This window comes from Bacillus sp. FSL K6-6540, assembly GCF_038007545.1.
The window spans coordinates 5,135,606-5,158,222 of the sequence record NZ_JBBOXH010000001.1 but is presented as its reverse complement, the minus strand read 5'-3'; the positions used below and the strand labels follow the sequence as shown (position 1 = coordinate 5,158,222).

Genomic DNA, 22,617 nt, shown 5'->3' with positions numbered 1-22,617 from the left:
TATAAACGATGACGGAGGGGAAACGCATGTTGAACGTTGCGATGTTAAGTAAGTGGCATGTGCATGCAGATGATTATGCAAGAAGGTTGCTATCTCACGGTAACGTCAAACTCACGGCAGTCTGGGACGAACAGCCTGAACGGGGAAGCGAATGGGCTGCCCAATTGGGAACGGATTTTGAAGCGGATTTGGATACGCTGCTAGAGCGGGAAGACATCGATGGGGTCGTGGTGGATGCTCCTACAAGCATGCACGCCGACGTCATGGTAGCTGCGGCTGAGGCCGGCAAACACATCTTTACCGAGAAAGCCATGGCTCTTACCGTAGAAGAATGTAATCGAATTTCTGCAGCGGTACGCAAAGCAGGCGTCAAGTTCTGCATTTCATTTCCGGCTCGCACAAGGCCTCACCAATTGTTCGCGAAGCAGCTGATCGATGACCATGTATTGGGGGACGTGACGCTTTTGCGCATTCGGAACGGCCACGACGGCGCATTGAACAATTGGCTCCCGGAATACTGGTACGATGAGAAGCAAACCGGCGGCGGAGCGATGATGGATTTGGGATGTCATCCGATGTACTTAGCCAGCTGGATATTGGGTCAGCCCAAACGAATCACCTCCATGTTTCATTATTTCACCCATCGTGCAGTGGAAGATAATGCGCAGTGCTCCATTGAGTTCGTCAACAATGCGGTCGCACTGGTCGAAACAAGCCTTGTGACGTACAGAACCCCTTCTGCACTTGAGATTTACGGTACGGAGGGCACCTTGATGATCTCGGATGATACCGTTAGAGTCATCTCGAAGAAGCTCGATTCCCCCTTTTCCGGATGGATCTCACCCACTCAACTCCCTAAAGAGCAGCCGCTTCCGATCATCCAATGGGCGGATGCCTTAATTCATGACAAGCCGATGCCCTTCGGTTTGGAAGAGGGAACGAAATTGACGGAGCTATTGGAAGCGGCATACATCGCTCATAAGGAAAACCGAACGGTAGAGTTCAAATAACGCGAGGGAGGGAATTCCATGAGAACCGTAAAAGTAGGGATCATCGGTTGCGGAATGATTGCGAACGGGAAACATATGCCGTGTTTATCCAAGTTAGACAACGTACAGATGGTGGCCTTCTGCGACTTGAAGCCGGAAAGAGCAGAGGAAGCCGCGAAAAAATACGGCACGCCAGACGCAAAGGTGTTTACGAATTACAACGATCTGCTTGCCATGGAAGAGATTGAGGTCGTGCATGTGCTAACACCGAACAGCTCGCACGCGACGATTTCCATTGATGCGCTCGAAAGCGGCAAACATGTCATGTGCGAAAAACCAATGGCGGTCACAGGTGCGGAGGCCAAAGCGATGTACGAAGCCCACTTGCGAACAGGCAAGAAGCTTACCGTCGGGTACCAGAATCGTTCCAACGCCAAAAGCCAGCTGTTAAAAAAGATGATTGCCGATGGGGAACTTGGAGATATCTATTTTGCAAAAGCGGTCGCTACCCGAAGAAGAGGCGTTCCGACATGGGGCGTGTTTCTGGATAAAGAGAAACAGGGTGGCGGTCCCATGATCGATATTGGAACCCACTCCCTGGATCTGATCCTATGGTTGATGGATAACTATGAGCCGGAGAGCGTCGTCGGCAGTGTCTTCCATAAACTGAAGTATACCGAAAATGCTGCGAACGAATGGGGGGCCTGGGATCCAAACGAATTCGAGGTAGAAGATTCGGCCTTCGGGTATGTGAAATTTAAAAACGGAGCGACGGTCATCATTGAAACCAGCTGGGCCCTTAACATTGCGGAAGGTGGCGGCAACCTGCTGTGCGGAACGAAGGGAGGAGCGGATTTTGCTAAAAATGAACTGCGGATCAATGGCGAGCGGGACGGGAGCTTGTTCCTGAATAAAATCGAGGTGAATCCGAATGTACGAGAACAATTTAGGGGAGAAGAGTTGACCGATTTCGAATATGAAGCCAAACAATGGATTCACAGTATCGTGAACGATACCGAACCTTTGGTTAAACCCAGAGAGGCTATGATTGTTTCACAAATATTAGAGGCCGTGTATATATCCGCAGAAACAGGAAAAACCGTTTATTTTGATAAAGAATAAGGACGTGAAATAAAGAGCTCTTTTCCGTTGTAATATCCCCTTAATGGAGACAGTGAAAAAAGAGTCCATGGTATCATGGGCTCAACACTGTTGACTGGAGGGGATTTTTTTCTATGATGCGTCATGATCGGCAAAAGAGAGAGAAGTCTGGCTACTCGAATTTCGAAGGAGGCACGTTGTAATATTTCTTGAAGGCTTTCGAAAATGTGAACGGATCCGGATAGCCAAGGAAGCCGGCGATCTGCTGGATCGTATATTTTTTTTCGTAGAGATAATCTCTTGCTCGATTCATTTTGATTTGGGAAATGTATTGCCCTGGCGTGATGCCCACGCTTTTCTTGAAATAGGAGATAAAATACTTCTCGGAGACGCCGGCAATCGCCGCGAGCTCGTTCATCCGAATGGAACGCTGCAAGTTCGCATCCACGTATTGGAATACGTCCTGCAAGACATCCAGGCTTCCTTCTGTTTTTCTCGGCTTCCTGCCATTCAGAAATTTGCCGGTGTAGGCACCTTGCCCGTGAAGCTCGAGAATCTTAGCCATCACGACGAGAAGAGAAGCCTTTAGGTAGAGCTGGTTTCCCGACGTCCCGCTGCCTTGCTTCAATCGATGGTAGGCTTTGGTGAACAGTGTCGCCTCCTCCCGGATCAGGTCGCCCGCCACAATACCAGGGAGTTGAAACTCGCCCAAAATTCGCTGTTGTTCTCCGATGCCGAAATCGAAATGTACGTATAAGAACCGGCAAACATCCTCGGTCGTCGAGGCGATGTAGGGCATATCGGGGTAAAAAAACACCACGTCTCCCGGGACAGCCGTATGTTCGAACCCGTCGATGGTTATCTTAACCGAGCCCGATTGAATGAACCAGAGATCGTAATCGGGATGCGACTTGTGTTCGATCCAGCCCTGATCATGAGCCTGTTCTAAATAGGAGCTCATCCGGAGACTTATATACTCCGAGAGTTCGTTGATTATACTCATGTTCATTTTCTTGGCGCACATCGAATTTCCACTGTCTCCTCTACCGTATGACATTCTTGGTTTTAAGCAAGTATACTAAAGAATTTATGAGATGTGAATTATCATACTATATGACATGTTTTGATAACTATCGTACATTCCGCTTTTCGGCCACTCTCCTATAATGGACTTATATCCTATGAGGAGGGTTAATCATGAATGGTTCCAATATGCAGCAGCCGAAGGTGGTCGTCATCGGAGCAGGCAGCCTTTTTTTCGGTCGTCAGTCCATATGGCAGATGGTCCACTCCCCATACCTGAATCGGGGAACGCTTGCTTTGGTGGATACGGATGAGGAAAGGCTGTCGAAAATGGTGAGACTTGCCCAGATGGTGGCTCGGGAGAACAACGTCTCCTTGAAGGTGGAGGGCTCGACGGACCGAAGACAGGTGCTTCCCGGGGCCGACTTCGTTGTACTCAGCTTTGCCGAACAATCGGTGAAATATCGGGGTATCGATTGCCAAGTATCTTTGAAGTACGGCATCCGCATGTGCTCCGGAGATACGATCGGACCGGGCGGCATATTCCGAGCGATGCGGGAGCTTCCGGTCATCATGGAATGCGCCAAAGACATCGAGGAGTTGTGCCCCGAGGCCTGGGTGATCAACTATATTAACCCATCTACCGTCCATGGTATTGCATTGCACCGATATGCGCCGAAGCTAAAATCGTTCGCGCTGTGCGACAGCCATCATATGCCGCATAAGAAGGCCCATTATGCCGTGCGGGCCGGCATTATCGGGGACCAAAGCGAGTTCACCGCGGAGATTGACCGGAAGTTCGACTTCCGCGTCGCCGGCGTCAATCATTTTACGTGGCTGCTGAAAGCGGAGTTCGATGGAAAGAATGTCATGCCTGCGATTGCGGAGGCCATGCGCAAGGCGGCTGGCGAAGAGAACAATGGCGGCGACCACGGCGCAAAAGCGCTTCATAACGACGCCATCACGTATGAACTGTACGATATTTTCGGATACATTCCTACTTGCACGGCCCATACAAAGGAGTATGTCCGGTACTGGCAAGCTCTCGGCAAGACGCGGGACTCCATTCCGCCGTTATCGATTTGGGAGACGGAGGACCGATATCAGCGACACGACGAGATGTGGCAACAGGTGGACGACTTCCTCTCGGGGAACATTCCGATTGCCGATTACATGAGCACTTTCGGCCCGGATCATGCGACGGACATTATCGAAAATATGGTGGGAAATCTGGGGAAGCGCTTCTTCATCAACACGCTCAACCGCGGGGCGGTAACGAACATGAGCGACGGCTCGTTCCTGGAGCTCCTGTGCGACGTAAGCATGGAAGGGGCAAAGCCGGTCCACGTAGGCGAGATGCCGCGGGGAATTCGAGGCATGCAGGAGCTTGTGCTGGATACGCATGAGCTTACGGCAGAGGCCGTCGTGGAACAGAGCTACGAGAAGCTGAGGAGAGCGATGCTGACGGATCCGCTCGTGAATTCCATCAGCGACGCGGACCAGATCATCAAAGAACTGCTGGTACTGGAACGTGAGATGATCCCGGACGCTTGGTACGAAGATTGACCTGAACTCAAAGTTTATGCGGAGTACATTAAGCCCCGGTTAAAGGGAGCCATTCGTTCTAAGTGAAGCATTTGCTCTCAGGTTACCGCGGAAACTAAAAAAGCAGAGCGAAAAGACCACAAGATTCCCTAATCAGGGATCATGTGGTCTTTGGTTTAATACGGTCGAATTGCGTGGAGCCGGCATGCTTCAAGTGGCAGCTGTATTTACTTGGTAGTGTTAAGTATGGTTGAAACAGTATTTAGACAGCCGCAAAGACTCGTGTAAAACCTTATTTGTAACAGATATCAATCCAATGAAACGAATGGCAATTCCAACGCTCAGATGGGTATTGAAGCGTATTGCTGGATATCGAAACAGGAAAAACCGGTCGTTAGTGATCTTAAGAACTTGTAAATGTTTAACATTACTAATAGTATATGATTAAGAGGTGATTTTTTGTTGAGAAAGATCTGTATCATTTTCGTGTTCATTTTAAGCACCCTGACTCTCGGGTGTTCGCAACAGGAATCAAAGCCATTAGTTGTACCAAGCGAATATCAACATGCTAAGGAGATACTCGATCTTTTAAACAATGAGGGGCTCAAAATTCAAGAAATTCATAATTCTAAGTACACTGCATTCTTCAATACAAATCCTAATTACTCGATGTACATTAAATCTGATATGGGAATATTCGAACTTGTACATCTTGAACATAAGAACGGCAAGGAAATAGATATTGTAGTAGAGGAAGCAACTGATAGTGGGGAATATAAATATGTCGTTTCAGAGAATGGTGTAGAACAACTATTAATCCTAGGCTCAGAGAATTATTTTAATAAATCGGACGAATACATTACTATATCGAGAGATAAAGATTTGAATGATAAAATTAAAAAAGCACTAGAAGTTCAATAGACCTAATATGAACAACAGAAACGGACTAGTCGCGCTAGTCCGTTTCATTTTAAACTCCAAAATTCCACAATCATACTTTGCAGTGTATGCTACCTTAATCAAGTATTAAGAATTATTAGACTATTTAGTCACTAAGAGGGGGAGACTGGCGAATGAAAAAGTCACTACTTCAATGGGTTATCATGCTATCGGCAGTATACTGTATAGGACATATCTTATTTGATTTTAAAGAAACGCGATGGATGAGGATTCTTACCGGGGCAGTTGAAATATCATTCTTTGGAAGCATACTTCTCTATATTTATTTGAAAAAGCGAGAAGATAAGACGGCTCATTCAACAAAACCCAAAAAATAACCCTGCTGTTTAACTGCAGTCAGGGTAGACTTTGGTTGGCAGCTGGCGTTCGAGAGGGGATTATTGCTGATCAAATTAATTGAAGCCGAGGGAAATGAAAGGAAATTAAGTATGAAGAGATATATTGAGTTTTCTTTTTATCTACCGTTTTTTGATTTGATAGATGAAACGGACGAGATATTCAATTTAGAAGAAATAATGAGACAACTAGATATTAGTTTTAATAAGATGGAATTGTATAACCAATATTTATCTATACTATATAATATTCATTCTGGGGCAGAGATTAAAAGTAAAACAAAAGAGAGTCATGATGATTTACTGAAGTTGGAGATCAACAGCGAAGATTATCCAAAAGAAATCCGTTATGGGGATCGAAAATACATAAAAAACATTTATTATGACGCTTTATAAACATCATGTTAGCAGTTCAAGAAGGCAGGAGATACATCTATAACATAATATTCGCGTTGCGGGGGCTTACACCCCTCGATCGTCCGATGTATAATCATGGAAGATAACTCGGATGACATCGAGCCGACCTAAGATAGGAGCTATCTAAGGCCGGCTCTCGTCGTAAATAAGGAACGTTATCAGAAATTAGTGCAACTTATTAAACCAACAAATCATTTATGTTTTTCATGGGAGGTTATTAATATTGCAAAGTCCAATTGCAAGCAGGATAGATACAATCTTTATTATTGACGCATTGGGCTATTCGCCTCTCGATCCGAGTGAAAAATGGTAAAATATAGGGTTTTTATCGAAATGAAGAAGATATATAAATTCTGACGTCAGGAGAGAAAGCACATATGGGCAAGAAGAAAAAAACCTTACCGAAAAATTTTGACGAACTCATTGAAGCAGGCGATTTATCCGCATTACAAGAGGTATTTACCCGATGCGAATTGGATGCCCGTGGCGGTTACAGTAAATCAACAGCATTGGGCTTTTACCAAGTACCGAATGAATTGGTTCGCTGGCTCGTAGAACAGGGTGCTGATATCAATGCTAGAGACAATTACGGAGCAACGCCTCTGCACAAACATGCAATGAGTTGGTGTGGTCATACGGAGCTGCTGCTTGATTTGGGTGCAGATCTGGAAGCCGTTGATTATCAGAACGAGACACCGTTATTTGCCGCCGCAGGTTCATTTAAACCAAAAGCGGTTCACACGTTGGTTGCTAAAGGCGCTAATATCAGAGCAATAAATAAGATGAGACAGACTCCATTAGAAAAAGCTTTGGCCATGTGCAGGAACGCGGATATTGTCAATATGGCGGAAGTTGCCGATATTTTGCTAAACGCTGGAACCACTGTAACGCCGGAGATGCAAGACTCTATTAAGCGAATCGGAAACGACTTTGAATTTCACAGAGAAGGTTTTAATAAAGAATATTTGAATCAAACCGATGAGGCACTTTTACGTCTATATGAGCTATTTGATGTTCCTCCAGTAGAGAAGCGAAAGACGCACGACGGCGCCTCTTCGATAACAGTATCAACAAAGGGATGGCAGGCACAACATCATGAACTCTGGAATTTACTCATTCCTTCAAAAGGACATGCGAAAACCGTACAGGGTGAGGTTATCCGGATTACTGGTAAAGTGTCATATGAAATTTTAGATAATGGTGGTATGAATTGGGATCATCAATATCGTAAAATGCTCAATCGTTTGATACATTACTTTAGCTTGGGTACACCATTAAATCCCGCTTCACTTCAGGAGGCAGGAATATTAGTGAAAGAACTTCACAACGGAAATGGCAGCGATGAACCTGCGAGACTGTGCGAGCTGGCAGTGCATTGGGTTCTCAGTAATTCGAATCCTATTACTCTGGAGCAGCCTGACTATAAGCGATAACATATATTCGACTTATCCATGTATATAATAAGCATTTTTAAGCAGAATACATCCCCTTTTTCTAAGCACTTTGTAGCTAAGAAAAAGGGGATATTATTTAAATTTAATACATAAGAAATGTAAAGAACGAAGTGAAATGAAGGAACTAATGAAGTGCGTTGTAGAATTACTCGAAGAAGATATTCACATCTGATAACACCATATTCACGAAACGCGGCTTACACCCCTTGGTCTGCCAGAGACATGGAAGAAGTCATTTCAGGCAGACAACCCTGCACCACCTAAATGCATGGTAGCCAGTCGCTCTGCTCCTTTAAGGGGTTAGGATTCGTAATACAAGAACGTTATAGGAAATATCCGCAAAATATTAAAGAAAGGGAGTTTTTTATGGAGCTTCAAGAAATCAAACAAAAATTAAAAGAGACCAGAGACGAATTATTTGGAATTCTTACTGGGTTGAGCGGAGATCAATTAAACCAACAGAAAGACTTAAACAGTTGGAGTATTAGTCAGGTTTGTCAACACCTTTTTAAAACAGAGGAATTATATGTCGTAGCTATAAAGAAAGGGTTAAAGAGCAAAGAAGATTCATTTATAGAAAATAAATCAGTCGAATTTCTACTTGATAGAAGTCAAAAGCTAGAAGCTCCTGACATTGCTAAACCAACGGATGAATTTTTAGAATATGAAGAGATCATTGAGAAACTAAACAATTCAAGACAGAAGTTACTTGAACTATTAAATACAGTAGAAGACGAGTCAGTGCTGAGTAAAAGACATTTTATACACCCAGTCTTTAAAGAGATGTTATTAATTGAATGGGTTAAATCACTGTACTTACATGAACAAAGGCATATTAATCAAATAAATGAAATTATAGATAGACTTAAATAAATAAGCTGCATATTCGAAAAAAAGGTGGGTACAACCTATACCATTTTATTCATGCATCAGGCATATGGGAGTTTGACGTCGTGAATACATTAACGTTAGCTGAAATACAAAAACATAAAAGAAAGGAATTACCTTTAATGTTATATACATTAGGACAAAAAATCGGAGAAGGTGGATGCTCTGAGGTTTTCGAAGTAGGGGATAATAGAATCATAAAACTAGCCAAAGAGAATACAAGTTTCGAAGCTTTAAGAAGAGAGTATTTGAATAATTGCATCGCTTGGGAATGTGGACTCCCTATTCCTCAGCCTTTTGAGTTAACGAAAATGAGTGGAAGACCGGGGATTGTATTCGAACATATTGCAGGTAAAACTATGATGGAGCGTTTTTTTAATCAGGTTATCGTTAGCCATAACAACGAAGTTAAACAAGCGGACGTCCAGCTTACAGCTCAACTACTATTTCGCGTTCACCAAGCATTAGCTGAAGGTAAGGAATTGCCTTGCCAGAAAAGCATAATAAAATCAAACATTCTGAGTGTTAATTACCTGAGTGCCAGTGAAAAAGAGAGCGCAATTTCCTTATTAGAATCGCTAGAAACGAAACAATGCCTATGTCATGGTGATCCAAATCCACGCAACGTAATCGTTAAGGATGACGGAGAAGCAATCTTGTTAGACTGGATGAATGCAACCATAGGAAATCCTGAAGCAGATATTGCTGAGTATATTGTAATGATTCGATATGCCGTATTGCCGTCCTCCTTTCCCGAGGAAACTAGAGATATGTTTGATTCGATTCGTGAGGATCTAATTGACATATTTATAGACGAATACTATAGACTCTCTGGGATTTCTTATGATGATGTAGTGCCTTGGATAATACCGATTTTAGCAAGGAAATTGTCTGCCGATGCCATATCTGATGTTGAGAAGAAGAAGCTAGTTGCAGAGATAAGAAGAGACTTAGGGAAACAGAAAAATCGAGTGTAGGCAATTCTTTCACGCTGGGGGCCATCCGGCCCTCGGTCCGGTAGAGGGTTTTCGAAGAGGAATGGCCATACAATGCTGCGCAAGCGTACCAATCCTAACGAGTGGGGCGTCATTGCAATGTGTTGGGCTATGAATTGGCAGACTGCCCCGTCTTATTCAAGTAATCCCTTACTTATTTTCGTAATGAGATACCTGCTTATTTCTACCCATAGCCAGCTGTAGAAAAGCGAGAACACATAAACGATAGAGATCGTACTTAGGCTAACTGTAGATGAAACTGCAGGGCCCAGAACAGGAAATCGAAAAACGTATAGCAACAAAAGGATTCCCGCCCACAAAGAAAACGATCCGGCAATCACGGCTGGCAAACGTAATTTCAAATATAACAGCGAACCGCCAATCCCAAGCCCCAATAAACCTGTCGTGAAAGGAAAAACGATCAGTTCGCTTGGTTGGATAAAAAAGAGAAGCAGCATCGCGAGCAAAAAGCCGGTCAGACCGGAACCGACGGAAAGGATCGTACATAACACGATGGGGGCTGTGGCGAGGGGACTAATCAAGTAGCCTATCCCTGGCAATAAGCCTCCCATGGATTGAAAAATAGCGGATAACGAGGCAAGAAAAGCGACCGTAATCATTTTTCTTGTGGCAAATCGTGCCGCTCCAAAACGGGTGTGAATCTCTGAAACTTCTGCACTTACAGGCTTTAGCCAGTAATTTTTCATGGAATTCATCGTTCAAAAACTTCTCCTTTCAACAGCATATGGATCAGAAGCAGAGCCAGCGCAGAAAGGATCGTCATCCAATCGCGCCAACTAAACCATAAACGGCGTGCCCGGATTTTATTTCCCGGTAAGTAACAACGAGCGTCCATCGCGAGAGCCAGTTGGTTCGCACGGCGAAGCACGGCAACGAACAGAGCAACGAGAAGCTGAAGAAGAGATTGTGTTGTGGTTCGAAGACCTTCGCCTTTATAACACGCGTGTTTCACTTTTTGCGATTTCAACATGGAGTCGGTTTCATCGATAAAGAGCGGAATAAACCGGAAGGCCACCGAGATCATAAATACGAAATTCTGAACCGGAAATCGAACGAGAGTAAGCGGGCGTAGGATGGCCTCTAGACCGTCTGCCAGCTTGGTCGGAGGGGTTGTTGCATTGAGCGCTATAGCCGTTGTGATAAAAAAAATGAGCTTGCAAGGCAGGAGAATTGCATGTTTAAGATCGCCTAACAGCATGTGGAAACAAAACAGCGTGAGCAGAAGGGGAAGCAAACCCAGCAGACCGTTACATAAATAAGCTAGCGGCAACCGGGCGGCGAGAATCAACAACAATCCAACGATTGCATAGAAAACCACGCTGACCAGATCATTTGAGATGGTAACCAAAGATAAATAGGTCGCTGTGAAGATAAGTTTTGAACGAGGATCCAAGTCTTGCAAAAAAGAGCGCGTATTCATAGACGGCCCGAAAGACAGCAGCTTCAACCATTGCATGTCACAGTTCCTCCCTAGAGAGCGTTGTGATGAATGATATCAATTGCTCCTCTTTATATACACTTTCGAGCAGTTTGTTGGCGGACCGTTCTTCGAGTGAATCTATAAAACGGAGGAGAGGCGTTTTCACAAAACCGATTCGCTCCAACCGCTGCCAGTGATCCCGAATGTTACAAGGGTGGAAATCCGCGTATAATTGACCATGGTCCAACACGAGAATCCGATCAGCGTATTCGAGGGCCTCTTCAAGCCGATGAGTCATGTAGAGAACCGTCATTTTTCTCTCATTATGAACTTGCTTTATATACGATAACACTCTGCTGCGTTCCCAGTTATCCAGGCCCGCTGTCGGTTCGTCCAGAATGAGAATTTTCGGCTCCGAAACGAGTACTCCTGCCAGTGCGATCCGCCGCAATTCACCGCCGCTGATTTGAAAAGGCGACCGGTCTTTGAACTGCGAAAAGCACAGCCCTACGGCTTCCATCGTTTGTTTCACTTGCTCGGCAACCCATTCCCGCCTCGTGCTTAGTCGATGTAGTCTGGCTCCGATATGGTTGAAAACCGTATCCTCTATGACTTGGTGCTCGGGGAATTGGAACAAGAATCCGATTGTTTTCCAAAGGCGGAGACGGCCGGACTTTTTATGGACTCGGTAAGGTCCGATCCGTACTACCCCTGATTGAGGGAGGATCAGGCCTCCCATCAACTGTCCCAATGTGGTTTTTCCACTCCCGGTCGGCCCCATAATCGCCACGAACTGCCCTGCAGGAACATGCAGCGAGATCCGATCAATGGCTTTTGTATTAAAAGGGGTTCTGGCGGCAAGCATGCACTTGACGTTCTCTAAAACAATATCCATCACTCATCCCCGAATTCAAATTCATTCGTAGCAGGTACATTCAGCCCTTTTTGCTTGGCAAGATCACGCATTCGAACAGAAAACGGAGGGAGAAGGCCGGCGTCCGTAAAAACGCACGAATTTGCCGCCGCTTCTTTGGGCGTTCCATCGAACCGGATCTTGCCTTTCTGCATCACAATAAGACGATCGGCAGTGAAAATCTCTTCGACCTCATGGGTCACCTGGATAAGCGTGTATCCGTTACGATGCAGTTCGGACATAATCTCATGAATATGCCGGGCGCTTTGGGTATCGAGCATGGAAGTGGACTCGTCAACAATGATCACTTTGGGCTCCATGGCCAGAACTCCGGCAATCGCCAACTTTTGTTTTTCCCCGCCGGATAGAAAATATGGAGGACGATCTTTCAGTTCATAGAGTCCAAGCAATTGCAAGACGGATCGGCAACGGGATTCTGCTTCTTCCGGGGAAACGCCGATATTATACAAGCCAAAAGCCGTATCCTCCTGAACGGTCATGCCGACAATTTGATTCTCCGCGTTGGGGAATACCATACCTACATTTTGGCGAATATCCCATAAGTTCCCGTAGTTGCATGTTTTCTTTCCGTAAACGGCGACTTCTCCCAATGTAGGTTGGAGCAGGCCGTTAATCAATCGAACTAACGTTGATTTTCCGGAACCGTTACCACCCACGATCGTAAGCCATTCTCCTTCATCAAGGGTTAGATTGATTTCCCGAAGTGTCCAATCCTGGTGCGAATCGTACCGGAACCATACGTTATTGAACGAAATAACGTTTTCCATCATTCTGGCCGGATTTGGTTCGTTATGAATCATGGAATAATTTCAAAAACGGTACCTTGGTTAGCATCAGCCACTTTCATCGAGCCATAAACCCCTAAATAGAGTCTGGTTTGATTCAGATTCGTTCCCAGACTAACATAATACGCGGATTGAGACCCAAACGGATCATCGGTTTCAATAACATGAAAATCATTTAGCTTACCATCCGTTCTTACCTTGGTGTAAGCTAAGACCCCTCTAACGGGAAGTTGAGATTCAGGCCCTCGAGCCAGGTCGGTAAACACAACGTTTCCTGATAGAGAGGGGATTTCACATCCCATATAGGGCTGTACTCCTGTAAGTGCAGTTGCTCTAAATTTATCGGTTCGGGAATCTTCATGAAAATAACTTGTCAGAGGCTGAAGACGCCGTACGGAAGTTCTTACGGCTTCCTCGTAATAAGCAATGGTTTTCTCGTTCAAAGCCGGATTTGCAGAGCAGCCGGTTATGATCGAGGTCGGAAAAGCACCTTCCCACCCGCGCCAGCCCAAGTTAATAAATCCTTCATGATCAGGTTCCGTTTTCATTAAAGAAGCTTGTATAAGCTGAGTAACCGGTATCGGTTTATAATGAACGAACGAAAAAATCGACTCTACGAGATCCTGTCCGACATTTCCTACGTATTTGATATACTGATTGTAAAACCTTTGAAATGAAATGCCGGGTATATTGCGAACGCCTTTGGCGATTACCGTAAGCGTTTCCTGAATGGGTACGGGCAGTTCATTAAAACGCGTAACGACGGGCGGATTATCGATATACGTATTCTTAACGACATCAATTTCGATGATTTTACCTGCGATTTCCATATCGTCTTGGCTTAAATTGAACGGATCATAGCCTGATCCGCCATCACCGGTTGTCAAAACAAGCTTTCCTGTTTCAGGGGAAAAGTTTAGGCTATTGACACCGTTATGATTTAAAAATGGCCTTCTGATATTAAGTAACGTCCGCCTTTTGTGAGGTTGGCCATTCGATTGCAGAATCCATTCTTCGACTGTATCGATATGATCGTATTGATGTTCTCTATTTGCCCACTTTAGGTTTAAGGTGCTAGCATCGCACGGGTTAGGCTTAAAAGATTCAGGAGGAGCACCTGGAAGGGCCCCTGGACCTTGGGTTCCAGCTACTGAATAATGGAGATAAAACAGACGATTAACATAAAATTGGGGATGAAATGCTAGCCCCAGCAGTCCCCGTTCATCATATCCGCCGCTAGAACCACCTAGTTTCAGGATTCGCGGGCGAATATCTAAGAAAGTCTCTATAACTCCGTTTCCTATGTAAAAGATCTCTCCTACCTGAGTCGCAATAAATAATCTTTCGATGGAGTCGCCCGGAAGAATCGTTGTTTTCAACACCGTGGGTAAATTTAGCTTGCTAACAATGGGCCGTAAACTAACTTTAACTTTCGTCAATTCACTTAACCCTCCTTTTATGGCTTTCTTGTATAAGTTTATGATTAGAACCGGTTATTATTCCAGAGGAGCGGTTAGTAGAATCCATATAATTGTGCACTATGGTCCATGGAAAAAAAGACGAGCAATGATAAAAATCCTCGGAGAAATATGAGCGCAAAACTATTAGCAGCACATCCTTTCTTTTAATGAGAGATGTGCTGCCAATGTAGAATAATGTAGTATATATTCCTATTCACTTAATCCAACACATTTCGTAATACTCTCTCTATATTTACCGGGAGTTATGCCTTCGACCTTCTTAAAAACCCGAATGAAAACCGTATCGCTTGTATAACCGACCATCTTGGCAATCTGTGCGTTGGTCAGTCCAGGATCCGACATCAGTTTCTTAGCGTGATCCATGCGCACGACAGTCAGGTAGTCGTTGAAGTTCTGTCCACTCACTCTTTTAAAAAATTGTGAAATATATTGCGGCGTGATCTGCAAATGCTCAGACACTAAATTCAAGCTCATATTGGGATCGGCGTAATTCGCTTGAATGCAGGTTTGAATTTGCAGCAGGAGCTGTTCATTGTGATCGCTTCGTTCCAGTTTGAACGATTCGGCGGCCGATACATACAGGTCTTTCGCTTTTTCAAACATTTCGTCGGTTGTTTTACAGGAAAGCAGGAAGCGCACAGGATGGATGTCACCTTCTGTAAGCTTCCGGTAAGCCAGCGTATCCGAATCTGATGCCATGATACGCAGCAGGGTACCGGCAAGACTGAATAATAGGCATCTCCCAAGCTCCGGAGTGATGGATTCGTCCCGAAAATTTCGATCGAACAGCTGTGTAAGCAGTTGGACCACTTGCTCTGTATCGCCGCTTCGAATACAGTTGATTAACTGCAGCTCGGTTTCGACAGGGTAATAATACTGCAGCTTTTTCTGGCGAATATCGTGATAGTAAAAGGTCGACAGCTGCCCATTGACCATCCTGTACTCCAAGGCGGCAGCCGCTTCCAAATAGGCTTCTCCAATCTGATGCTGGCCCTTATGAACGCCGCTTATGGCTATGCTGATCTCCAGCTTGAACCTAGTCTCCAGCATGCGATGCAATCCGGATACGATGTCCTTCACCCGGCAAGTCGGATGATCCATCTGATCCGGCAATAGATTAACGAGCAGGGCCAGCCGGTCTTTCTCCAAGTCGATCGTATGTATCGTATGCCCTTCATAGACTGTATCTTCAGCCAAATTGGAGATGATAAATCGCACCAATGCCCATTGTTTTTCACTTTGGTTCGGTGCGAACCGGGTCATGTCGTCCACTTGAACGAGAATGACGATAAAATGAGGAAACGGAAAATGGATGCCCATAAATTCCAGCGATTGTTTCATTTGCTCTGGAGGCTCAAAGTAGCCTTGAAGCACTCGATGTAAATAGTTAGAACGCAGAATGGGCAGTTGTTGAGTCAGTTTGTTTTTAATATGCCTTTCCTCGTCCCAGGAAATTTTCATCATTTCCAGGATGTAATCAAATTCATTCACAGCAGGTTTACGTGGATGAGACTTTCCGGCCTGAATCGCCTCTATCATTCTTTTGATTGGAAAATAGTTTCGATACGCGATTCCATATGCAGCCGCGCTCCCCGCAAGGATACATAGCAAGAGAAGCCACAGCGCAAGATGCTCCATTTGTTTCACTTTTTGCAAATATACATTCAAAGGCATCACAGCAATATAGTACCATCCGACTTGTCCCGAGGTTGTGAATGATACCGTTACATCTTGACCGTTCAGATTGTAATTGCGTAAACCGGAGTTCGACTTCAGTTCATTCAATATCGAGTTTGATAACGGACTTGCACCTGGGGTACTGCTGATGAGTTCATGATTTTGGTTCACGATATAAACGGAACTCCCGTTTGCGGACTCGATTTGTCGTGTCATTTCGTGAATCTTGGTTTCATCAATCAGAACCGTAAGATTCCCTTTCATATTGGATGTTTCTTCGACCGGCAACGATTGCATAAAGGTAATCACTTGCATGGGGTCATCCTTCAGGTAGCCGTTTCGTTGTAAGGTGGAGGACGGCAGGTATGTTTGACTATGATAGCTCGTCATCTGCTTACGCCATTCTTCATAGGTCAGATGTTCAAAGCGATAATATTTATCATAAAAGTTGTGAGAATCGGTTACGAGATTCGGTTTGATCACAGAATCGCTTCGGTCCAAAAAAATATAGAAATCGTACACAAAATCCTTGGTCATTCTCGAGTGCATTTTTAAATAATCCCTTGTAAACTGGACCAAATGATACCGTTCTGACAAGTCTTTGTTTTCCGTATCCAATAAATAACGGAGCTTCGGATTGAGTATAATTTGATGGGATAATTGTTCAATTTCTTTAAAATGGCTGTCTATATTGAGACGCATCTGCTCCAGCATGCCGAGATTGGACCGTTCCGCATTGGATTTCATGATATGTTCAATATTGGTATAGAACACAAACCAAATCAGAATGGGAACCAGGAGCAGAAGACAATTGGATACGAGCATCCTGATGAATAGGCTCCTTCTTTTGCTTCCGGCATTCTTTCTTCGAATGATTGAAAACATGGCGATCCTCCTAGTATAGAAAAGCTTGCTCAATCCCTATAATTCGGGAAGAGCAAGCTTGCTCCCTTCGTTGGATGACCGATTCGTGTGGTGATCATTCTTTTAACGCACCAATCAGGACACCGTGCACAAAATACTTTTGCAGAAACGGGTACAGGCATAATATTGGAAGCGTAGATATGATAATCGTCGCATATTTGATCGTGATCCCGATGTCCAACCGATCTGTGGCTGCTGCATCGGTCGTCATACTGTCCGTACTGTTCGAGATCAGAATTTCACGGAGCACAAGCTGTAGAGGAAATAACTCCCGATCACGCAAATAAATCAATGCGCTAAAGTATGAATTCCAATGCCCCACTGCATACCACAAAACCATGACGGCAATAACGGGCATCGAAAGAGGAACAATGATCCTGCTCATAATGATCCAATCATTGGCCCCGTCGATCCGCGCGGATTCCTCCAAACTAACGGGTACCGCTTGAAAGGCGGTTCGCATAATGATCAAGTTAAATGAACTGATAGCCCCTGGCAAGAGAAGAGCCCAAGGCGTATCCAGCATGCCGAGACTGTTCACCAGCAGAAACGTTGGAATGAGCCCCCCATTGAACACCATCGTGATCACGATGATGAACATGATGAAATTGTTGAAATAGACGTTGCGGCGAGAAAGGGCATAGGCACCGAGCGTTGTCATGAATAGGTTGATGATTGTGCCGCCAGCCACATAGAAGAGGGTGTTCCGGTAACCGGTCAGAATCATGGGATTATCCATGACGGCTTTATACGCATCCAGATTAAACCCGGTAGGGAAAAACAGCATGCCGCGAAATTGGGCGATTTCTGCAGGATCGCTTAAAGATGCGAATAAAACGTAAAGGAACGGATAAAGCGTGACGAAGCAAAGCAAGAGCATGAAGCATGTATTGACGACGGAAAATATCGATTCACCAAGGCTGCGTTTGTGAAACATCCCGTTCCTCCCTTACCACAATTTATGTTCGCTCACTCTTTTGCTAATGGAATTGGCGAGTACGATCAGAATGAAGCTGATGACCGAATTGAATAACCCAACGGCAGCGGTGTAACCGAAATCGGCTCCCAGGATACCTTTCCTGAATACATAGGTGGAGATGACATCGGCCGTCTCATAGGTCATCGGATTGTACATCAAAATAATTTTCTCGCTCCCGACGGAAAGCATGGATCCCATGTTGAGTATAAACAATATTACAATGGTCGGCATGATCCCGGGCAGGGTAATATGCAAGGTCTGTTTCCATCGTCCCGCTCCGTCAATCCGGGCCGCATCATAGAGTGTTGGATCGATGTTGGCTATGGCGGCGAGATAGATAATAGAGCCCCATCCGATTCCCTGCCAGACGCCGGAGGATACGTACATGAACCGAAACCACCCCGGCTCCTGCATGAAGGCAATCGGTTCAAGTCCGATCATGCCAAGAAGTTGATTCACCAGACCGTCGCGGGCAAAGAAATCGATCATCATCCCGACCACAACGACGATGGAGATAAAGTGCGGGAGATAGCTTATCGTCTGTACGATCCGTTTAAAAAAACTCCTGCGAATCTCATTAAGCAATAAGGCAAGTATGATCGAAGCGGGGAACGCAAACAGCAATTCATAGATATTGATCAGCAAGGTGTTCCGAATCAGTCTCCAAAAGTAGTAGTTTCCAAAAAAACTTTCAAAATGATCGAAACCCATCCATGGACTTCCCCAAATTCCGTCTGCAAGTCCGTAATCTTTAAAAGCGATTTGCAGACCATACATGGGTCCGTAATGAAAAACGATGTAGTAGGCAACGACGGGCAGCAGGATAAGATAAATGTAGCGGTTCCGAATAATGTCCTTTTTTATCATGCTCCATTTCTTCTCTGCCCGGTTCCCCGTTGCCGTCTTCACAATGTTTCTCTGTACATTAGGCATGGTTTACTCCTTCTTTGAATACCGGAGAACGGCAAGCCGCAAGCTTTCCGTCTCCAGTGTAGTAGGCATTTTATCGGTTGTTGTAGCGTTCCAATCCGGATTGCTGCATTTGAATTGCCTCGTCGATACCCATGCTTTTCATGGTAGCGACATACTCATCGAACTTATCCAGCGATTCTGCGCCCATAATGAATTTTACGATCATTTCATTTTTATACGTATCGATATCGTTCATGATCGAGGCATATCGGCTATTGTTTTCCCTGGCGATGGTGATCGGAGGCATTCTTTTTTCATTCGAAGGTTCTGCCCAGACTGTCAAAGCCTCTTGCTGCTCCGGTCTGGCCGCATATTGCTCTATATAGCGTACATCCTGCAAGAAAGGACCCGCATCAGCGGACAAGACATGCATTTTAAGGGATTGGGCAAGCGGCAATCCTTCCGGATTGTTCAGGACGGAATCCATATACTTCGGATAACCGTCATCCATCGTATAGGATGTGCCTTCTTTACCGAAGTTCATGATCATTCGTCCTTCTTCACTATAGAAATAATCGAAGAATTTTACGGTTTCAGCGATGTGCTTGTTGCTTTCAGTTATAGCAGTGAATATGCCGACAATCTGATTGTCCATTTGACCGAATATCGGTTTACCGCCGGATTGTAATGTCGGATAGGGTGTGGCAACAAGCTTGAATTGCGGTTCCTTAGACTCCATTAAATCCATAAACCTGCCCATGCCTCCGCCTACAGCCATAACAGCCGCACCGACCTGATTGCCGGTTATTTTGGCATCGTACATTTTGCTGTCATTGGCTGCAAAGTCTTTGTCCAGCAAGCCCTCATTGTACCAACGGTTCATAGTTGTAAGGTATTGCTTATATTCAGGTTGAACAGGGCCATATTTGACCGTATTTCCTTCGTGATAGAAACCGTTCGGGATCCCAAAAGCGCCAGTAAAAGCAAGTTCGCCTGCTCCCATCATGATCGGAATTTCATCCGCCTTTCCGTTACCGTTGGGATCTTGTTCCTTAAACGCTTTCAAAACGGTGTACCATTCATCGATGGTTCTAGGAATAGGCAAATCCAACTTGTCCAACCAATCTTTACGTACAACCGGGCCGGAGTGGGTTTGCAGTTTTCTCACGGGGCGGATGAACGGAAAACCGATAATATCGCCATCGTCCGTCGACGCCTGTCTTCTCCATTCCGGGTTTTCGTCCAGCAGCTTTTTGAAGTTAGGCGCATGGTCCAAATAGTCATTTAATGGAATGATTTTACCATCCTTAATCGCTTTTTGTGCGCCTCCCGGATAATTATTCCACGAATACTCAACGACATCGGGCAGCGATTTCGAGGCCATCATCAAGTTGAATTGTTCACCGCCTTGGCCTTGGGCCGGGTGTTGGTAATCGATTTTGACACCGGTTTTATTTTCGATTTCTTTAATAGCGGTAATCTCTCCATAGCTTTTCATAATGGCGGCTGCGTCGTGATGCATCTCTTTCCAATACGATAAGTTGCTCAAAGGTTGGGTTGACTCTGTGGATTCCGTACTCCCCTTTGGCATCTTCTCACTGCTGCAGCCGGCCATCACTGTGGCAGCCAGTCCCAGACATGTTATAACAGGTATAAGCTTATTGATGATGTTCCTGCTCATCTGCATAAACCGTAGTTCCTCCTCCATATTTGATGTGCTTTTGACATATTCAGCATAAAGGATGGTTGTTTTTTCCGGAATCATATAAAATCAGGAAAGGGTTGCCATTATTAAGATCAAGCACTGGCGAATATAAAACTGAATCGACCATATTAAAGATTGTCCCTTCTACAGTGGGGAGAGATTGCAAATCTTTGGGGCTAAGCAGCGAGCCGCAAACCCCAGCCAATCTTCGCATAGTTCCAACAAGTTAAAGCCGGAGACGTACATGATGAACAGCTATGCCATAAATCTCCGTGAGGAGGAGAAGTAGATGACATTTGTTTATTTAATGAACAATCAAAAACCGTTAAATCAAGAAATAATTAAGGGTCACGTGGAGTATTTAAGAGGTTTAGAATCGCAAGGCAAACTTATGCTTTGTGGCCCTTTTGCGGATTATCCTGGAGGAATCGTCATCATTCAAGCAGAGGATTTAATGGAAGCAACGGACATTGCCAATTCTGACCCATTTATTGCATCGGGGTGCAAATCATATGAAATCAGAACGCTAATGCTGGCTAATGAAGAAAATAATTATTTACTTTAAGATATGATACATCTTGCAATTCAACTGTTAGGAAATTCCCGAAAACAGAAAGGACAAAAAATGATTTATAGAAGAAAAACTTATATAGTTGAACCATCTTTCATCGAGAGGAATTTGTGAAAAGCACAGTACCTAGAGAAAAAACAATTCTAGATTAGTTAAAATAAGAGTAAAGCGAGGTGCTGAAGTGTATTTCCTCCAAATGTCGGGTTTTCCGGGCTCGGGAAAATCAACGCTTGCTAGACGAATTGCCAATATAACTGGGGCTGTCATTGTTGACCATGATATATCTAAAACGGCAATATTAAAGTCAGCAGAAGGACTTGATATTGAAATGAAACATCTTGGCAAAATTTCATACACGGTTGATTGGGATTTGGTCGAGTTTTATTTATCGCAAGGTCATGATGTTATATTTGATGCTCCTTGTTTATATTCGGAGATGCTTGATCATGGATTGCGATTAGCAAAGAAATATCACGCCAAATACAAATATATAGAATGTTACCTTAACGATTACAAGGAAATTAGTAACAGGCTTCAAAATCGAAAACGAATGATAAGCCAAATATCGGAGACGACTGAAGAATCATTTATATCTGGTTTAAATGAAAGTAAACGACCATTAGATATAAAGTGTCTGACTATTGATTCTTCGCAATCCATTGAAAGTTACTTAAACAGTGTCTTGGATTATCTAAAGGGAAAATAATACTAACAACAAAAAGAAAAGAGCACTCCGCAAGATCGAAGATCTCTTGGAATGCCCCTTAGAATGTACCTTCTGTAAACCTCAGTTTATATTTTGCATTTTCGCAGGCGATGGAGCCGCACCGGCTGACTTCCGCTTGGCCAGATCCATCTTACGCTGCAGCATGCCAAGCACGATATCCGCAACGATTGCCAGCACCGCGGCAGGAATGGCGCCTGCAAAAATCCGCAGGGAGTTGTTGCTGTTTAGTCCAGCGTAAATTTCTCGTCCCAGCCCGCCTCCTCCCACGAGGGGAGCGATCGTTACCACGCCGATGGCAATAACGGCCGCGATACGCAGGCCCGACATGATGTACGTCAGCGCCAGCGGAAAACGTACTTTCACGAGCATTTGGAAGGGGCTCATTCCGATACCTTTTCCCGATTCCAGATAGCTGGGATCCACCTGTTTTAACCCCACGTACGTATTCCGCGCGATTGGATTCAGGGAATACAGGAAGAGTCCCACCATGACCGTTGTCGTTCCGAGTCCCATCCATAACATGAGAACCACGAGCATGGCTAAGCTTGGTACCACCTGCAGGATGTTGGTGATAAACAAAATGACCTTGGCCGCCCATTTACTCTTAGAGCAGAGAATGCCAAGCGGCACGCCGACGATGAATGCCAGCCCCAGCCCGATAACCACCATCGTAATATGCTGGATGAAATACTCCCAGAGCAATTCTTGATTTCGTGATATATACGACAAAAAGTCGGCAAATGTTAAATGTTCACTTTCCATGCTTACCCTCCT

Annotated in this window: 22 protein-coding genes; 11 read left to right on the top strand and 11 right to left on the bottom strand. The window is 44.7% G+C overall.

Translation table 11 applies throughout. The annotated features are described in order from the left end of the window. Positions 1–26: 26 nt before the first annotated feature. Positions 27–1,010: a Gfo/Idh/MocA family protein gene (locus MHH82_RS22955; RefSeq protein WP_015736647.1), complete on the top strand. Its 984-nt coding sequence runs from the start codon at positions 27–29 to the stop codon at positions 1,008–1,010. Positions 1,011–1,028: 18 nt separating this feature from the next. Continuing rightward, entirely contained in the window at positions 1,029–2,111 is a 1,083-nt protein-coding gene (locus MHH82_RS22950; protein ID WP_340967950.1) for a Gfo/Idh/MocA family protein, read from the top strand. Between the two features lie 151 nt (positions 2,112–2,262). Here MHH82_RS22950 and MHH82_RS22945 read toward each other — a convergent pair whose 3' ends face one another. Further along, positions 2,263–3,114, bottom strand: a complete 852-nt coding sequence (locus tag MHH82_RS22945; protein WP_340967949.1) for an AraC family transcriptional regulator — start codon at positions 3,112–3,114, stop codon at positions 2,263–2,265. A 173-nt stretch (positions 3,115–3,287) separates the two neighbouring features. Between MHH82_RS22945 and MHH82_RS22940 the strand changes: the two genes are divergently transcribed. The 7 genes from MHH82_RS22940 to MHH82_RS22910 all read left to right on the top strand — a co-directional run bounded on the left by MHH82_RS22940 (position 3,288) and on the right by MHH82_RS22910 (position 9,689). Beyond that, positions 3,288–4,679: a family 4 glycosyl hydrolase gene (locus MHH82_RS22940; protein WP_036664283.1), complete on the top strand. Its 1,392-nt coding sequence runs from the start codon at positions 3,288–3,290 to the stop codon at positions 4,677–4,679. 438 nt (positions 4,680–5,117) lie between these two features. Then, positions 5,118–5,579 (top strand): hypothetical protein, encoded by a 462-nt coding sequence (locus MHH82_RS22935; protein WP_340967948.1) that lies wholly within the window; start codon positions 5,118–5,120, stop codon positions 5,577–5,579. A 152-nt stretch (positions 5,580–5,731) separates the two neighbouring features. Beyond that, positions 5,732–5,935 carry a hypothetical protein gene (locus MHH82_RS22930; protein ID WP_041622034.1) on the top strand — a complete coding sequence of 68 codons (204 nt, stop codon included), beginning with the start codon at positions 5,732–5,734 and terminating at the stop codon, positions 5,933–5,935. A gap of 111 nt (positions 5,936–6,046) precedes the next feature. Beyond that, positions 6,047–6,349, top strand: a complete 303-nt coding sequence (locus MHH82_RS22925) for a hypothetical protein (RefSeq protein WP_340970108.1) — start codon at positions 6,047–6,049, stop codon at positions 6,347–6,349. 398 nt (positions 6,350–6,747) lie between these two features. Beyond that, positions 6,748–7,803, top strand: coding sequence for an ankyrin repeat domain-containing protein (locus tag MHH82_RS22920; RefSeq protein ID WP_340967946.1), 1,056 nt, complete (start codon positions 6,748–6,750; stop codon positions 7,801–7,803). A gap of 387 nt (positions 7,804–8,190) precedes the next feature. After that, entirely contained in the window at positions 8,191–8,697 is a 507-nt protein-coding gene (locus MHH82_RS22915; RefSeq protein ID WP_036664274.1) for a DinB family protein, read from the top strand. An 80-nt stretch (positions 8,698–8,777) separates the two neighbouring features. Beyond that, a complete protein-coding gene (locus MHH82_RS22910; RefSeq protein WP_261979367.1) occupies positions 8,778–9,689 on the top strand; it encodes a phosphotransferase family protein in 912 nt (303 codons plus the stop codon). Positions 9,690–9,841: 152 nt separating this feature from the next. On the opposite strand, the gene MHH82_RS22905 is transcribed toward MHH82_RS22910, so the two are convergent. The 9 genes from MHH82_RS22905 to MHH82_RS22865 form a co-directional block, all read right to left on the bottom strand. Then, on the bottom strand, positions 9,842–10,423 hold the full coding sequence (locus MHH82_RS22905) for a hypothetical protein (protein ID WP_015736638.1): 582 nt from the start codon (positions 10,421–10,423) through the stop codon (positions 9,842–9,844). Further along, entirely contained in the window at positions 10,420–11,184 is a 765-nt protein-coding gene (locus MHH82_RS22900) for an energy-coupling factor transporter transmembrane component T family protein (RefSeq protein WP_015736637.1), read from the bottom strand. Before MHH82_RS22900 ends, MHH82_RS22905 begins: the two co-directional genes overlap by 4 nt. Position 11,185: 1 nt before the next feature. Further along, positions 11,186–12,043 (bottom strand): ATP-binding cassette domain-containing protein, encoded by an 858-nt coding sequence (locus MHH82_RS22895; RefSeq protein ID WP_015736636.1) that lies wholly within the window; start codon positions 12,041–12,043, stop codon positions 11,186–11,188. After that, positions 12,043–12,882 carry an ATP-binding cassette domain-containing protein gene (locus MHH82_RS22890; protein WP_340967944.1) on the bottom strand — a complete coding sequence of 280 codons (840 nt, stop codon included), beginning with the start codon at positions 12,880–12,882 and terminating at the stop codon, positions 12,043–12,045. Before MHH82_RS22890 ends, MHH82_RS22895 begins: the two co-directional genes overlap by 1 nt. Further along, on the bottom strand, positions 12,879–14,306 hold the full coding sequence (locus MHH82_RS22885) for a PQQ-dependent sugar dehydrogenase (protein WP_015736634.1): 1,428 nt from the start codon (positions 14,304–14,306) through the stop codon (positions 12,879–12,881). The genes MHH82_RS22890 and MHH82_RS22885 overlap by 4 nt, the downstream gene beginning before the upstream one ends. 231 nt (positions 14,307–14,537) lie before the next feature. Then, on the bottom strand, positions 14,538–16,910 hold the full coding sequence (locus tag MHH82_RS22880) for an AraC family transcriptional regulator (RefSeq protein ID WP_015736633.1): 2,373 nt from the start codon (positions 16,908–16,910) through the stop codon (positions 14,538–14,540). 94 nt (positions 16,911–17,004) lie between these two features. Next, positions 17,005–17,886, bottom strand: coding sequence for a carbohydrate ABC transporter permease (locus MHH82_RS22875; RefSeq protein ID WP_015736632.1), 882 nt, complete (start codon positions 17,884–17,886; stop codon positions 17,005–17,007). A gap of 12 nt (positions 17,887–17,898) precedes the next feature. Beyond that, positions 17,899–18,861 carry an ABC transporter permease gene (locus MHH82_RS22870; RefSeq protein ID WP_251497678.1) on the bottom strand — a complete coding sequence of 321 codons (963 nt, stop codon included), beginning with the start codon at positions 18,859–18,861 and terminating at the stop codon, positions 17,899–17,901. A gap of 70 nt (positions 18,862–18,931) precedes the next feature. Further along, positions 18,932–20,527, bottom strand: coding sequence for an extracellular solute-binding protein (locus MHH82_RS22865; protein ID WP_340967942.1), 1,596 nt, complete (start codon positions 20,525–20,527; stop codon positions 18,932–18,934). Between the two features lie 307 nt (positions 20,528–20,834). Between MHH82_RS22865 and MHH82_RS22860 the strand changes: the two genes are divergently transcribed. Both MHH82_RS22860 and MHH82_RS22855 read left to right on the top strand, forming a co-directional pair. Continuing rightward, positions 20,835–21,110 carry a YciI family protein gene (locus MHH82_RS22860; protein WP_251497673.1) on the top strand — a complete coding sequence of 92 codons (276 nt, stop codon included), beginning with the start codon at positions 20,835–20,837 and terminating at the stop codon, positions 21,108–21,110. A 187-nt stretch (positions 21,111–21,297) separates the two neighbouring features. Further along, positions 21,298–21,822, top strand: a complete 525-nt coding sequence (locus tag MHH82_RS22855) for an AAA family ATPase (protein WP_015736628.1) — start codon at positions 21,298–21,300, stop codon at positions 21,820–21,822. Positions 21,823–21,903: 81 nt separating this feature from the next. On the opposite strand, the gene MHH82_RS22850 is transcribed toward MHH82_RS22855, so the two are convergent. After that, positions 21,904–22,605 carry an ABC transporter permease gene (locus tag MHH82_RS22850; RefSeq protein ID WP_015736627.1) on the bottom strand — a complete coding sequence of 234 codons (702 nt, stop codon included), beginning with the start codon at positions 22,603–22,605 and terminating at the stop codon, positions 21,904–21,906. Between the last annotated feature and the right edge of the window lie 12 nt (positions 22,606–22,617).